At 67.3% G+C, this 14,730-nt stretch carries 14 protein-coding genes; 10 read left to right on the plus strand and 4 right to left on the minus strand.

Features of this window, described 5'->3' with window-relative positions:
• Positions 1–92 precede the first annotated feature (92 nt).
• Positions 93–947: an alpha/beta fold hydrolase gene (locus tag ACIRRA_RS31715; RefSeq protein ID WP_402775782.1), complete on the plus strand. Its 855-nt coding sequence runs from the start codon at positions 93–95 to the stop codon at positions 945–947.
• A gap of 264 nt (positions 948–1,211) precedes the next feature.
• Here the strand turns inward: ACIRRA_RS31715 and ACIRRA_RS31720 are convergent, their stop codons facing one another.
• Positions 1,212–2,087, minus strand: a complete 876-nt coding sequence (locus ACIRRA_RS31720) for a LysR family transcriptional regulator (RefSeq protein WP_402775785.1) — start codon at positions 2,085–2,087, stop codon at positions 1,212–1,214.
• Between the two features lie 123 nt (positions 2,088–2,210).
• Here ACIRRA_RS31720 and ACIRRA_RS31725 point away from each other — a divergent pair, with 123 nt between their 5' ends.
• From ACIRRA_RS31725 to ACIRRA_RS31745, 5 genes are read left to right on the plus strand one after another with little or no spacing between them, the layout of a single operon-like run.
• A complete protein-coding gene (locus ACIRRA_RS31725; protein ID WP_402775787.1) occupies positions 2,211–3,659 on the plus strand; it encodes a form I ribulose bisphosphate carboxylase large subunit in 1,449 nt (482 codons plus the stop codon).
• Positions 3,660–3,675: 16 nt separating this feature from the next.
• Complete coding sequence (locus ACIRRA_RS31730; protein ID WP_402775790.1) at positions 3,676–4,098, plus strand: ribulose bisphosphate carboxylase small subunit; 423 nt, start codon at positions 3,676–3,678, stop codon at positions 4,096–4,098.
• A 25-nt stretch (positions 4,099–4,123) separates the two neighbouring features.
• Positions 4,124–5,218 carry an AAA family ATPase gene (locus tag ACIRRA_RS31735; protein ID WP_402775793.1) on the plus strand — a complete coding sequence of 365 codons (1,095 nt, stop codon included), beginning with the start codon at positions 4,124–4,126 and terminating at the stop codon, positions 5,216–5,218.
• Positions 5,219–5,234: 16 nt separating this feature from the next.
• Positions 5,235–6,311, plus strand: coding sequence for a class 1 fructose-bisphosphatase (locus ACIRRA_RS31740; protein WP_354832763.1), 1,077 nt, complete (start codon positions 5,235–5,237; stop codon positions 6,309–6,311).
• Between the two features lie 42 nt (positions 6,312–6,353).
• Positions 6,354–7,232 carry a phosphoribulokinase gene (locus ACIRRA_RS31745; RefSeq protein ID WP_402775797.1) on the plus strand — a complete coding sequence of 293 codons (879 nt, stop codon included), beginning with the start codon at positions 6,354–6,356 and terminating at the stop codon, positions 7,230–7,232.
• Positions 7,233–7,306: 74 nt separating this feature from the next.
• Here ACIRRA_RS31745 and ACIRRA_RS31750 read toward each other — a convergent pair whose 3' ends face one another.
• On the minus strand, positions 7,307–7,894 hold the full coding sequence (locus ACIRRA_RS31750) for an HdeD family acid-resistance protein (RefSeq protein ID WP_402775800.1): 588 nt from the start codon (positions 7,892–7,894) through the stop codon (positions 7,307–7,309).
• Between the two features lie 71 nt (positions 7,895–7,965).
• Positions 7,966–8,637 carry a YoaK family protein gene (locus ACIRRA_RS31755; RefSeq protein ID WP_402775988.1) on the minus strand — a complete coding sequence of 224 codons (672 nt, stop codon included), beginning with the start codon at positions 8,635–8,637 and terminating at the stop codon, positions 7,966–7,968.
• Positions 8,638–8,823: 186 nt separating this feature from the next.
• On the opposite strand from ACIRRA_RS31755, the gene ACIRRA_RS31760 reads away from it, so the two are divergent.
• Positions 8,824–9,990 (plus strand): thiolase family protein, encoded by a 1,167-nt coding sequence (locus ACIRRA_RS31760; RefSeq protein ID WP_402775803.1) that lies wholly within the window; start codon positions 8,824–8,826, stop codon positions 9,988–9,990.
• A gap of 169 nt (positions 9,991–10,159) precedes the next feature.
• Entirely contained in the window at positions 10,160–11,347 is a 1,188-nt protein-coding gene (locus ACIRRA_RS31765; protein ID WP_402775806.1) for a winged helix DNA-binding domain-containing protein, read from the plus strand.
• A gap of 192 nt (positions 11,348–11,539) precedes the next feature.
• On the opposite strand, the gene ACIRRA_RS31770 is transcribed toward ACIRRA_RS31765, so the two are convergent.
• On the minus strand, positions 11,540–12,016 hold the full coding sequence (locus ACIRRA_RS31770; protein ID WP_402775809.1) for a winged helix-turn-helix transcriptional regulator: 477 nt from the start codon (positions 12,014–12,016) through the stop codon (positions 11,540–11,542).
• Between the two features lie 100 nt (positions 12,017–12,116).
• On the opposite strand from ACIRRA_RS31770, the gene ACIRRA_RS31775 reads away from it, so the two are divergent.
• Both ACIRRA_RS31775 and ACIRRA_RS31780 read left to right on the plus strand, forming a co-directional pair.
• Positions 12,117–13,520 (plus strand): MFS transporter, encoded by a 1,404-nt coding sequence (locus tag ACIRRA_RS31775; RefSeq protein WP_402775812.1) that lies wholly within the window; start codon positions 12,117–12,119, stop codon positions 13,518–13,520.
• 66 nt (positions 13,521–13,586) lie between these two features.
• Positions 13,587–14,729 carry a serine hydrolase domain-containing protein gene (locus ACIRRA_RS31780; protein ID WP_402775814.1) on the plus strand — a complete coding sequence of 381 codons (1,143 nt, stop codon included), beginning with the start codon at positions 13,587–13,589 and terminating at the stop codon, positions 14,727–14,729.
• The last annotated feature ends 1 nt before the right edge of the window (position 14,730 follow it).

Here is a 14,730-nt window from a genome sequence, read left to right on the forward strand (position 1 = left end):
GGCCGGTCAAAGCAGGCCGCGCACTCTGATCGATGTCGTCGTGGGCACACTGGTCGGGCCTCTTCGCGGACAACGAAGTCCAGAAAGAGGCGATGACAATGACGTCAGCCACCAGTCGGCCCACGCCCCTACCGTCGCTGAAGGCCCTGCACACCGGGTCCGGCGAGCCCCTTCTGCTGCTGCACGGGTTCATGATGTCCCCGCGCTGCTGGGAGCCGGTCGCAGCGCGGCTGTCGCACACGTGTGAGGTGTTCGCCCCGGCTTTGATCGGCCATTGGGGCGGACCCGAGCTGCGTGGCCGATACCTGAATGTGGCAGCGCTGGCCGATGAGATCGAAAACCAGCTCGACGAATTGGGGTGGCGCACCTGCCATATCGCCGGCAATTCACTCGGCGCCTGGGTCGGTTTCGAACTGGCCCGCCGGGGCCGCGCTCGCACCCTCACCGCGATCGCGCCGGCCGGCGGCTGGGGTTGCCCCTCGCTGCTGCAACTGCGGATCGGGCTGAAGTTCCTGGCGCTGGTACCGATCGTGGCGCTGGGCAAGCAGCTCGGTCCGGCGCTGCGATTCAGCGGTCCCGCCCGCCGGCTGGCGCTGGCGGCGCTCAGCGGCGACCCCTCGGTAGTGCCGGCGCGCGCGGTGACCACGGCGATCACCGCGGCGCTGCACTGCCCTGCCATGCTGCCGCTGCTGGTCGGCGGCCTGCGCATGCCCGGACCGGACCACCTGTCGACACTGAAAACCCCGGTACGCCTGCTGATCTGCGAACGCGACCGGGTGACACCCAACCTCGCCTACGCTGAGCGTTTCCTGCGCGAGCTGCCCGACTCGGCCGACCGCATCCTGGTGCACGGTGCCGGACACGTCCCCATGCTGGAGGCACCCGATCGCATCGCCGCCCTGATCGCCGAGCACGTCCACGCCGGCGTGCATCGGCGCGCCGCGTGAACATGAATTCAACCTGCGCGATCGGTCGAGACCGATACCGAGGGCCGTCGGATGCCGGTGGCGATCTCGATCGCGATCCATCGCGCCGCTTCGATACAGATATCTTCGTCGGGCGTATCGAATGCCGTACTCGTTGTGCCCATGTGCCCCACCGGAAACCGCCTTGATGCCGGTGTTGGCGCCATAGTCGTGGATGGCCGGCAACAGCCGCATTGGCTGGTGACGCGCCTGTGGGCGATCAGCACTTCCTGCTCGAAGCAGCGGTCAGACTCCGCGAAATGCCTTGTCGCCGACCCGGTCCGGATCGGTGATGTGGGACAGGAACAGGCGAACGGCCGGCGCGGGTGTGCGGGTAGTGACGACGTGCCAGGGACGGTTGAGCGGGGTGCCGTCGACCGGCAGGACCTCCAGGTGACCGGCGGCGAGGTCCGTGGCGATGGCGTCGGAGTGGATGAGGGTGATGCCCAGTCCCTCCCGGGCGGCGGCCAGCGCCGCGCCATGGGTGCCGAGAGTCAGTGTGGGCGGGCGGATCTGGAGACGGTCGAAGAGGGCGAGGGTGGTGTCGCGGGTTCCGGAGCCTTTGCCGCGGAGCAGCCAGGTGGCCTCGCAGGGGTCCGGCCAGGCGTCGGGTGCGCCGACCACGACCAGCTGACAGGGGCGGCGGGCGCGGGTGACCAGCCCGGCGTCGCGGGGTGGGCGGCCGGCGATCACGAGATCGGTTTCGTGGTGGGTCAATTCGAGGTACAGCACGTCGCGGGGCTGGATGGACAGACCCAGTTCGATGTCCGGATACCGGATGCGGAAGGACGCGAGCAGCCGGAGCAGCACGTATTCGCCGGCGGTCGCTACCACGCCGATACGCAACCGGCCGGTCTCGGCTTCCTGGACAGCGGCGTGCGCCTCCTTCATCAAACCGAGGATGCTGCGGCAGTAGTCGGCGTAGACCCGCCCGGCCTCGGTGAGCGCGATACCCCGACCGGATTTGGCGACCAGTTTCGCGCCGAGTTGTTTCTCGATGTGTGCTACGGCCGCGGACGCCGCCGCTTCGGTGATGTGCAACTGTGCCGCCGCGCGGCGAATGCTGGAGTGCTTGGCAACGGCGAGAAAGGTTTCCATGCGCACCGCGCTCACCGTACCCATACTCAACGGTAGCAAACTCGACGAAAAGGTTGAGCGAGAACAGAAACAATCGAATTGTTTGTCGTTAACGGCCCCGTCATCCTGGGAATCACAAGTCGCCCAACCCGGTTCGCAGGAGGAATGATGGCCGGATCTGTCGATGATCAGCGCAGCCGGTGGGATCCGGGTGTGCAGTCGTACGCGTCGATGGGATACTACGCTCCCGACTATCAGCCCAAGGACACCGATGTCCTGGCGGTCTTCCGGGTGACGCCACAGCGGGGCGTCGATCCGGTGGAGGCGTCCGCGGCGGTGGCGGGTGAATCGTCCACGGCCACCTGGACGGTGGTCTGGACCGACCGGCTCACCGCGCACGAGCGCTACCAGGGCAAGTGCTACCGCGTCGACGAGGTGCCTGGGCGCGAGGGCGAGTACTTCGCCTATGTCGCCTACGATCTCGATCTCTTCGAGGAGGGTTCCATCACGAACCTCACCTCCTCGGTCATCGGCAATGTATTCGGTTTCAAACCGCTGCAGGCATTGCGGCTGGAGGATATGCGCATTCCCGTGGCGTATGTCAAGACCTTTCAGGGTCCGCCGCACGGAATCGTCATGGAACGGGAGTATCTGAACAAATACGGCCGACCGCTGCTGGGCGCCACGGTGAAACCGAAACTCGGCCTGTCGGCCCGCAACTACGGCCGCGTGGTGTACGAGGCCTGCCGGGGTGGACTCGATTTCACCAAGGACGACGAGAACATCAACTCGCAGCCGTTCATGCGCTGGCGCGACCGCTACCTGTTCGCGATGGAGGGCGTCAACCGCGCCATCGCCGAAACCGGAGAAATGAAGGGGCATTATCTCAATGTCACGGCCGCCACGATGGAGGACATGTACGAGCGCGCGGAATTCGCGAAATCGCTCGGCAGCTGCATCATCATGATGGACCTGACGGTCGGCTACACCGCCATGCAGTCCATGTCGAAGTGGGCGCGGCGCAATGGCATGCTGCTGCACTTGCATCGGGCCGGGCACTCCACCTTCACCCGGCAGAAGACCCACGGCGTCAGCTTCCGGGTCCTGGCCAAGTGGTGTCGGCTGATCGGGGTGGATCACCTGCACGCGGGTACGGTCATCGGCAAGCTGGAAGGTGATCCGCACACGGTCAAGGGCTTCTATGACACGTTGCGCGACAACCACATTCCGATGAACCCCGTCAACGGCATCTTCTTCGACCAGGACTGGGCCAGCCTGCCCGGCGTCATGCCGGTCGCCTCGGGCGGCATCCACGCCGGCCAGATGCATCAGCTGCTGGACCTGTTCGGCGACGACGCCATCCTCCAGTTCGGCGGCGGCACCATCGGGCATCCCATGGGCATCGCCGCGGGCGCGGAAGCCAACCGGGTCGCTCTCGAGGCGGTGGTCAAGGCGCGCAACGAGGGTCGCGATCTGCTCGAGGAGGGCCCGGACGTGCTGCGCCGCGCCGCCGAGATCTGCCGCCCGCTCGATGTCGCGCTCGCCACCTGGGGTGATGTCACCTTCGACTACACCTCCACCGACGCCCCCGACGCCGTCCCGACGGCCTCCCGCTGAAAGTCGAGGAATCCCCATGCATCTGCGCCAAGGCACCTTCTCGCACCTGCCGGACCTCGACGACACCGAGATCGCCGCCCAGGTCCGCTACGCCCTGCTCAACAACTGGCCGGTGTCCATCGAGTACACCGACGATCCGCACCCGCGCAACAACTACTGGGAGATGTGGGGTCTGCCGCTGTTCGATCTGGACGAGCCCGACGGGGTGCTCGCCGAGGTCAACGCCTGCCGGGCCACGTTCCCGCGCTGCTACATTCGCGTGAACGCCTACGACGCGTCCTATGGCCGGCAGACCACGGCGCTGAGCTTCCTCGTACAGCGCCCCGCCCACGAGCCCGGTTTCCGCCTCGACCGCACCGAGTCCGACGATCGCCGCCAGCACTACGGCTTCCACGCCTACGCACTCGACGACCGTCCGGGCCAAAGGTATGACGGCTGAACAGCTTTCGGAACGGGAGGATATCGTGAGCGCGGAACGCCCCGCGATACCGGGCGGCCGGCAGCCTGCAGCCGGCCGCCCGGCGGGCGGGTTCCAGATGCATCGGCCCGGGGTCACGAGCCCCGCACCGGTGCGCGGTACGGCCGCCGATGGTCCTCCCCGACCGGAGGATTCGGCGGCCGACCACCTGCACCGCCCCGTTTCCGGCCCACCGGAGATGCTGGCCGACGACGCCCTGCTGGATCTATCGACGGATATCGCGGGCAAGGACGTCGAGGACACTCTCGCCCGCCTCGACGCGGAACTGGTGGGTCTGGCGAACGTCAAACGCCGCGTGCGGGAAATCGCCGCATTGCTGCTGATCGATCGCGCTCGTCAGCGTTTCGGGCTCCAGGCTACCCGCCCGACCATGCACATGAGCTTCACCGGCGGGCCCGGCACCGGGAAAACCACGGTCGCCCTGCGCATGGCCGAGATGCTGCACGCCCTCGGGTACATCCGGAAACCCAAGGTGCACACCGTCACCCGTGATGATCTGGTCGGCCAGTTCATCGGTCACACCGCACCCAAGACCAAGGAGGCCCTGGCCAAGGCCGCCGGGGGAGTGCTGTTCATCGACGAGGCCTACTACCTGTTCCGTCCCGAGAACGAGCGCGACTACGGGCAGGAGGTCATCGAGATCCTGCTGCAGGAGATGGAGAACGAGCGCACCAGCCTGGTGGTCATCTTCGCCGGCTATCCGGACCGCATGGAGACCTTCTTCTCCGCCAACCCCGGCTTGTCCTCCCGGGTGGCCCACCACATCGAGTTCCCCGACTACACTCACGACGAGCTCATGGCCATCGCCGAACTCATGGTGCGCCAGGAGAACTTCCGCTTCGATCCGCAAGCCGCACAGGCTTTCTCGCGCTATCTGACGCTGCGCATGGCCCGCCCCCGCTTCGCCAATGCCCGCAGCGTGCGCAATGCCCTCGAGCGCTGCCGGCTGCGGCAGGCCAAACGCCTGGTCGAACTGCACCGGCCGGTCGGTCGCACGGATCTGATCACCCTGACGGACAGCGATGTCCTCGGCAGCAGTGTGTTCGCGGACGCCCTCGCCGACGAGGGGGCCCCTCCATGACGAATTGAGAGCGATTGTGCCCGAAGGATTGAAGACCCTCACCCGCTACACCATCGAGCAGGAGCACCGCCATCCCGGATCGTCCGGGGAGTTCTCGGCGCTGCTGAACGTGCTCGCCACCGCAACCAAGATCATCGGGAATCAAGTGACCCGGGGAGCGATCGTCGGCTCCCTGGGCGCTTCCGATGCCGAGAATCTGCCGGTCACCGTGCACCGGAAGATGGATGCCATCGCCAACGACATCATGGTGGCAGAGAGCCAGTGGACCGGACCGCTGGCGGCGCTGGTGTCCGAGCAGATGCGCGAGTGCCATCAGGTGCCGACCGAGTACCGGCGCGGAAAGTATCTGCTGGCCTTCGATCCGCTGGACGGATCCAGCAATATCGACGTGAATCTGCCGGTGGGAACGATTTTCAGCGTGCTGCGCGCTCCGGAGGACGGGCGGGAGGCCGCGGGCACCGACTTCCTGCAGCCGGGCGTGCAGCAGGTGTGCGCCGGGTTCACGCTGTACGGGCCCGCGACCATGCTGGTGCTCACCACCGGCAACGGGGTGGACGGGTTCACGCTGGACCGCGAGGTGGGCGCGTTCGTCCTCACCCATCCGCGCATGCGAATCCCCGACGACACTTCCGGTTTCGCGATCAATGCCGCCAATGAGCGGTTCTGGGAACGCCCCGTCCGTCGCTATGTCCACGAATGTCTCGAAGGCGTGGACGGCCCGCGCGGACGGGATTTCAATATGCGCTGGGTCGCGTCACTGGTGGCCGACACCTTCCACATCCTGACCCGCGGCGGGCTCTACATGTATCCGCGCGATACGCGCAATCCCGAACGCCCGGGCCGGGTCTCGCTGCTGTACGGGGCCAATCCGATCGCCTTCATCGTCGAGCAGGCCGGGGGCGCGGCCAGCACCGGGCACGAACGGGTGCTCGATGTGCGGCCCGAGGAGCTGCACCAGCGGATCCCGTTCATCTTCGGCTCCCGCAACGAGGTCGAGCGAATCGAGCGCTATCACCGCGAACCGGAGGAGGGGCCCAGTTTCGACGCCTCACTTTTCGGTTCCCGCTCCCTGTTCCGCGCGTCCCGGCACTGAGCGGCCGGGTGAAAGCTGTTGTCCGGCAATCGAGGAGGTGCCATGTCGGTCAAACATCCCGTGGTCGCGATCACCGGGTCGTCCGGTGCGGGGACGACCAGCGTCACGCGAACCTTCCAGGAGATATTCCGCCGCGAGGGAATCAGCGCGGCCATCGTGGAAGGGGATTCGTTCCATCGCTACGACCGCAACGAGATGAAGCTGGCCATGGCCGAGGCCGAACAGCAGCGCAACCTGACCTTCTCGCACTTCGGGCCGGAGGCGAATCTGCTCACCGAACTGGAGTCGCTGTTCCGCGAGTACGGGGAGACCGGTGTAGGCGCGGTGCGGCGCTACCTGCACGATGACGACGAGGCCAAACCCTTCGGGCAGCCGGCGGGCACGTTCACTCCGTGGGAGGAGCTGTCCCCGGGCAGCGATCTGCTGTTCTACGAGGGCCTGCACGGGGCGGCGGTCGGCGATGGGGTCGACGTGGCCCGCTATGCCGATCTGCTGGTGGGCGTTGTTCCCATTATCAATCTGGAGTGGATTCAGAAGGTGCACCGCGACAAGACCGAACGCGGCTACTCCAGCGAGGCCATCATCGACACCATTCTGCGGCGCATGCCCGACTACGTGAAGCACATCTGCCCGCAGTTCTCGCGGACCTATGTGAACTTCCAGCGGGTGCCCACGGTGGACACCTCGAATCCCTTCACCGCCCGGACCATTCCGACCGCGGACGAGAGTTTCGTGGTGATCCGCTTTGCCGATCCGAAGGTCATCGACTTCCCGTATCTACTGTCCATGCTGCACGATTCGTTCATGTCGCGGCCCAACAGCATCGTGGTGCCGGGCGGAAAGATGGACCTGGCGATGCAGCTCATCTTCACGCCGCTGATCCTGCGGCTGATGGACAAGCGGCCCAAGCGGCTGCGCTGATCCGGGTTGTGCCGCACGAGAAACGGCGGCCGCCCGGGGAGGGCGACCGCCGTGGGTCACGCGGATCGAACCGGTCAGACGGCGGTGGGCAGATCCTTGGCACGGCTCTTCACCTGGAAGGCCGAGATCACCTCGAAGACGCCGATGGCGATCAGCCAGCAACCGACCACCACGACCAGGGCCGTGATCGAGCGGAACGGCTCCACGATCAGCAGACCACCACCGACGATGAGCAGGATGCCGAACAGGATCTGCCAGCCCCGGCCCGGGAGGGCGGCATCGGACATCGCGGCCACCAGCACCGCCGTGCCGCGGAAGATCCAGGTGATGCCGATCCACAGCGCCAGCAGGCCGATGGCCTGGAACTCGTTGCGGAAGCAGAAGAAACCCAGAATGAACGACAGGATGGCGGTAATGAAGGACAGCACCCGCATCCAGGTGCTGATGTGCAGACCGAAGGCCGCGATCAGCTGGAAAACACCGGATACGAGCAGGTAGATGCCGAACAGGACACCGGCGACGACCAGGGTGGGTCCGGGCCATACCAGCACCAGGATGCCCAGCACCACCGAGAGAAGGCCGGTGACCAGGATCGACTGCCACGCACTGCGGGCCAGCGCATGAACCGGCCCTTCGTAAACTCCCTCTTTGCTGGTTGTCATATTCAGCAGAATATGACCAGTTCGGGACGTTTGCGTTCAATTAGCCAAGTGTTGCGCGGCTGTGACATGACTCAATCGTCGCCGGCGCTGCGGCGCGCGCTGCGCCGCACCCAGCGAATGTCGGCCCGCCACGTGTATCCGGCGACCAGCAGTGAACCGACGACCGCGGCATTGAGCATCGAGGAACCGTTCACCACCAGCGACACCAGGCCACCGATGAGCGCGCCGGTGCTGAACGAAACATATTGCGTCGCATAGCCGAGCCAGTCACGGACAGTGCCGCCACCGAAGACGTGCCGCTCGATGCCCTGCGCGAGTTTCACCAAGGTGCCGGTGACGTAGCTGACCGGAATGGAGACCTCGCCCTTCTTGACGAAGGAGGTGTTGAGCGCACCCATGCCGAAGGCGACGAACAGGATCGGGACCAGGCCGATGGCGCGCTCGTCGAGCACGACGTCCGCGATGGCCGCGAGCAGCAGAGCGCCGGTGGTGAGCATGGTCGCGCCGTGCGGATGGTTGGTCCACCAGTACCGGCGGCAGATCGAGGCGATGAACACGCCGGCCAGGAAGCAGGCGATGATCGCGGCCGCGCCACCGGCCAGGGTCGGGTCGCCGGCGAAGTTGCCGAGAATCGAGCGTTCCGTGTTGCCGGTCATGAAGGTGACGAAATAGCCCTCCGAGTGGGCGTACGCGGCCGCGCCGATGAATCCCGCCAGCATTGACAGCACCGCGGACAGCCGCATCTCGAGATCCCAGAAGGGCTCGCGGGGTTGCTTGCCGATCGCAGTCACAGCAACAGGCTAGCAATCCGCAACATGCCGACCCGGAGGCGAAAATTCATGCCGGTGACGCCGGGCCGCCGGTGCGGTACAGTGCGTATGTTAACCGGAATTCGCAACTGGAATGCCCAGTGGGAACAAGGAGAAGTCATGACCTCCGCCGTCATCGTCGATGCTGTCCGCACCCCCTCCGGGAAGGGGAAAACCGGTGGCGGCCTGTCGGAAGTCCATCCGGCCACGCTGCTCTCGGGCGTGCTGGGCAGCCTGGTCGAGCGCACCGGCATCGATCCCGCGCTCGTCGATGATGTGATCGGCGGTTGCGTCACGCAAAGTGGCGAGCAGGCCTTCAATATCTCCCGCACCGCGGTGCTGGCGGCCGGCTTCCCGGAAGCGGTGCCCGCCACAACGGTGGATCGGCAGTGCGGATCCTCTCAGCAGGCCGCCCATTTCGCGGCGCAGGGCGTCATCGCGGGGGCCTATGACATCGCCATCGCCTGCGGCGTGGAATCCATGTCACGGGTGCCGATGTTCTCCAACGCCCAGGGCCGCGACGCCAACCGCGGGCCGATCGCGCACCGATACCCGGACGGGCTTGTGCAGCAGGGCATTTCCGCCGAGGTGATCTCCGCGCGCTGGAAGTTCGACCGGACCGCGCTCGACGAATTCGCGGCGCGCTCACACCGATTGGCCGCCGCCACCGCGGCATCCGGAGGCTTCGACAACGAACTTGTCCCGGCGGGATCGCTCACCGCCGACGAGACCATCCGGCCCAGCACCACCGTCGAGGGCTTGGCCGGGCTGAAGCCCGCCTTCGTGGATGCTGAGTTCAAGGCCCGGTTCCCCGAAATCGAATGGTCCATCACCCCCGGCAACTCCTCGCCCCTCACCGATGGCGCGTCGGCGGCGCTCATCATGAGCGAGGACAAGGCCGGCCAGCTCGGCCTGAAGCCGCGCGCCCGCTTCCACTCCTTCGCGGTCACCGGTGACGACCCGCTGCTCATGCTCACCGCCGTCATCCCCGCCACCCGCAAGGTGCTGGCGCGAGCGGGACTGTCCATCAACGACATCGACGTCTACGAGGTGAACGAGGCGTTCGCACCCGTGCCGCTGGTCTGGGCACACGAGCTCGGCGCCGACCCGGCCAAGCTCAACCCGCGCGGCGGCGCCATCGCCCTGGGCCACCCCCTCGGCGCCTCCGGCACCCGCATCCTCACCACCATGCTCAACCACCTCGAACAAACCGGCGGCCGCTACGGCCTCATGACCATGTGCGAGGCGGGCGGCCTGGCCAACGCCACCATCATCGAACGTCTCTGAGACCGGCGCCCGCATCGGGGCCTCAGGCCCGTTGTCGCCGCCGGCCGAACGGCAGCATCGAGGACGACGTGGACCGCTCGGCTGCAACCATCTGAGCGGTTCCCACCCATCGGGTCCAACGGGATGGCCTCGGAGGATGTTGTGCCGGAAGGGCGGCGGCGCAGCGGAGATGGCCGATCGTGTCGGGGTCGGCCGTAAGCTGGGGCCGTCGTGCGGCTGGCGTGCGGAGCGGGTGCGGGGAGGCGTTGTGCGGGTTTCGTGGGATCAGGTGTTCAGCTGGCGGGTGCGGCGGCAGTTCGTGGATCCGCGGACGAAGGGCGATGCCGGGGCCGTGGTCGAGCGGCTGTGCGGGGTGCAGGCGCAGGTGACGTCGGCGGCGGAAACCGCTGTGGCGCTTCGGCGTTCGGCAGGCGAGCCCGGTGCGGTGGTGGCGGCGCTGGGGGAGGGCGCGCTGATGAAGACCTGGGCGATGCGTGGCACGCTGCACGCGCTGACGCCGGAGCAGGGGGCCGCGGCGTTGTCGCTCATGGCGTCGGCACGCACGTGGGAGAAACCCGCGTGGACCAGGGCTTCCGGGGCGACACCGGATGATGTTGCGGCGCTGGTCGAGGCCGTCGGTGACATCCTCGACGGGCGCGTGCTGACTCGCGACGAACTGGTCACGGAGCTGATCGCCGAGCGGCGATTCCAGCCGCTGGAGGACCATCTGCGCTCCGGCTGGGGTTCGATGCTGAAGCCCCTGGCCTGGCAGGGCGCACTGTGCCACGGCCCGTCCCGCGGCACGTCGGTCACCTTCACCAATCCCGCGCACGTCATCCCCGGCTGGTCCGGCATCCCTGACCCGGACACCGCCGCGCCCACCATCATCCGTGCCTACCTCGGCGCCTACGGCCCGGCCACCCCGGAAATCTTCAACACCTGGCTGACTCGTGGCTTCCTGAGCAAACCCACCGTGCGCCGCTGGTTCTCGAACCTCGGTAAGGAGCTGACGGAGATCGAAGTCGAGGGCCGCCCCGGCTACTTCCTCACAGCCCACCTCGACGAACTCGCCAGGGCCACACCAACTTCCGCAGTTCACCTCCTCGGCCAATTCGACCAGTACATCCTGGGCCCCGGCACCGGCGACACCGCCCTCCTGCCCGGCGACCACCGCGCCAAGGTCAGCCGCACCGCCGGCTGGATCTCCCCACTCGTCCTGACCGGCGGCCGGATCACCGGAACCTGGGACCTCGACAAAGGCGACCTGACCGTGTCGATGTTCGACAGCACACCCATCCCCACCGCCCAGATCACCGCCGAACTTCCCCGCATCGCCAAGGCCACCGGCCAGCCGGTGAACACAGTCCGTTCTGCCTGAGATCGACTGTGGCGCACCGTGGTCGGCTTCAGACAACCGGCACGGTTGATCGGAGATCGAGTGCGGACCGGCTGATCGCTGCCGCCGCACCGCAGACGGAGTAAGGCCACCAGCGCGACGATGGTGACAGGTCGGGATCGCGCACGTGCGCACGCACCGAACCTCGCTCCCGTGTTCCGAAGCGATTCCGCCTCAGTCACGACCGGGCAGCAGGGACGGGTCATGTGCGCCGGGGCCCAGTTGGGGGCGTAGATCCTTGACGGTGAGGTGATCGCCGCATTCGGAGCAAACGGGCTGGACGGTCACGGTGTGGCCGCAGGATTTGTGGACGGATTCGATCGGGGGGCCGTCGGGGGCGGCCCATTCGTCGCCCCATTGGCGCATGGCGGCCAGGATCGTCCAGAGGGAACGGCCCTTGTCGGTGAGCAGGTAGTCGTAGCGGACCGGGTTGTCCTGGTAGGGGGTTTTGTCCAGGATGCCCTGGGCGACAAGGTGTTCCAGGCGCTGGGTGAGGACGTTGCGGGCGATGCCGAGGCGGGAGCGGAAGTCGTCGAAGCGGGTGATGCCGAAGAGGGCGTCGCGGACGATGAGCAGGGTCCACCATTCGCCCACCACCTCCAGGCACTGGGCGATGGAGCAGTTCATGTCCTCGAAGCTGGTTCGCCGCATGATCCCAGCATAGTCGGTTGCTTGAAGAGACCCACTCGCCTATGGTCAGTCTCATGAAGAAACTCACTCGGGCCGACGGCCGGACGCAGGGGGAAGAACGATGAACACCGTTGTCGTGCAGGAGGAACGGCGGGCCGTCGATCCGCGGGTGGTGCTCGGGATCGTCGCGGTGGCGGTGCTGCTGTCCAGCCTGGACCTGTTCATCGTCAATGTGGCGCTGCCGCGGATCGCGGAGGACTTCTCGGGAGCCCGGATCACGGGACTGTCGTGGGTGCTCAACGCGTATTCGATCGTGTTCGCGGCGCTGCTGGTTCCCGCCGGACGTCTGGGTGATCGGAACGGGAACAAGACCGCGTTCCTGACCGGGCTGGGCGTCTTCGTGCTGGGGTCGGCACTGTGCGCGGTGGCGTGGAATACCGGTGCGCTGGTGGCCTTCCGGGTCCTGCAGGCGGCGGGCGCGGCATTGCTGACACCGTCCTCGCTGGGCCTGCTGCTGGCCGCGACACCGGCCGAGCGGCGGGCGACGGCGGTGCGACTGTGGGTGGCGTTCGGCGGTCTGGGCGCGGCACTGGGGCCGGTGATCGGCGGACTGCTGGTCGAACTGCATTGGCGCTGGGTGTTTCTGGTGAATGTGCCGCTGGGGATCATCGCGCTGGTGCTGGGAGCGCGGCTGTTGCCACGGCCGAATGGCACGGGCGGATCGATGCCGGACGGGGTCGGCGCGCTCATGTTGATCGGTTCGGTGGCGTCGCTGATTCTGGCCGTCGTCAAGGGCGAGGACTGGGGGTGGGGATCGCCCGGTGTCATCGGCGCGTTCGCGGCGACCGCTGTGTTCGCGGTGGCGTTCGTGGTCTCGTCGCGCCGCCATCACAGTCCCGTCGTCGATCCGGGACTGCTGCGTGTGCCGAATTTCGCACTCATGCTCGGCAATTCGCTGCTGTTCAATATCGCGTTCGCGGGGATGCTGCTGTCGGCGGTGCTGTGGATGCAGAACGTGTGGGGATGGTCGGCCTTGCGGACCGGGCTGGGGATCGCGCCCGGGCCGCTGATCGTGCCGCTGGTGGCGGTGTCGGCAGGCCGGCTGATCGCCCGGATCGGTGTCGGGCCTGTGCTCGCGCTGGGTGGGGTGTCATTCGCGGCCGGAATCGTCTGGTGGGCGCAGGCGATCACGCTGCAGCCGGACTATCCGACCGGGCTGCTCGGCGGCATGCTGGTGACCGGTCTGGGCGTCGGCCTGACCATGCCGACCAGTGTGGCGGCCGGGACGGCAGGGCTGCCGTCACAGCAGTTCGCGACCGGGTCGGCGGTGCTGAGCATGGCGCGGCAGCTCGGAATGGCCGTGGGTGTGGCCGTTCTGGTGGCGGTGCTGGGTACGCCCTCCGGTGCCCAGTCGACCCTCGACGCCTTCCAGCACGGTTGGTACGTAATCGCCGGCGCTTCGCTGGCCGCCGGTGTTCTGGGCCTGGCAGCGCGAATACCGAAGGCCGCGCCGGTATCCGGGTAGATTCTCAGGGACGGTCTCAGGGGTTGTCCGGATGTCCCGGTCCGCGGTCGTCCCTACCGTCGAGATATGCGAATCGGGCTGACGGTGACAGTGCTGGCGCTGGTGGGGGCCGCGGGATGCGGGAGTGTGACGACCTCGGTGCCGCAGCTGGTCTCCACCACCCCGATGGCGGTGTCGCCCAAGCGAGTCGAGCGGATTCGCGACGACATCGACGGGCTGGTGCGGGCCGGGACCACCGGGGTGATCGCGACCCTCACCGAGAACGGCCAGACCATCACCCTCACCGCCGGGGTCGGGGACCGCATCAGCCGGGCGCCGATTCCGATGGCCCCGCCGCAGCAGGTGCGGGTCGGCAGCATCTCCAAAACCTTTACGGCGGCACTCATCATGCAACTCGTGTCGGAGGGGAAGGTGCGACTCGACGAACCCGTCGACACCTATCTGCCCGGGCTGCTCAGGGGCAATGGCGTGGACGGGCGCGCGATCACCGTGCGGCACATCCTGCAGCACCGCAGCGGACTGCCGGAACTGTCCGACGACCCCGAACTCGACGAAGTGCGCGCCGCGGCCGGCGGCCGCACCTTCACTCCCGCCGAGGAGATCGTGATCGCGCTGCGCCGACCCGCGCAGTTCGCGCCGGGGGAGCGGTTCAAGTACACCAATACCAATTTCATCGTCGCGGGCATGCTGGTCGAAAAGGTGACGGGCAGAACGTATTCCGAGGAGCTCGTCGGCCGCATCACCACGCCGAACCAGCTCGCCGACACCTATCTGCCCAGTCCGGGTGAGACCGGCTTCCGCGGGCCCCACCCGCACGGCTACGCCCTCGTCGGAGGCGTCCCCACCGACGTCACCCGCTCCGAGCCGTCGGTGGGGTGGTCGGCAGGCGGACTGATCTCCACCGGCAATGACCTGAACCGCTTCTTCATGGCTTTGCTCGCCGGGAAGATCGTCGCCGATGGGCAGCTGCACGACATGCTCACGATCCCGCCCCGCACCCCGGACACCGCCCTCGACTACGGCCTCGGCATCGGCGCGATCGGACTGCCCTGCGGCGCACAATACTTCGGCCACGTCGGCGAAATCGCGGGCTACCTCACGATCTCCGGCGCGACCCGGGAGGGCCGCGCGGTGACCATCGCGATGAACGACTCCCCGGACACCGAGCCGGACATCACCGGTCTGCTCGGCGACGCCCTGTGCCCGTAAC

The sequence above is a fragment of the Nocardia sp. NPDC101769 genome (assembly GCF_044766925.1).
Taxonomy (GTDB): Bacteria; Actinomycetota; Actinomycetes; order Mycobacteriales; family Mycobacteriaceae; genus Nocardia.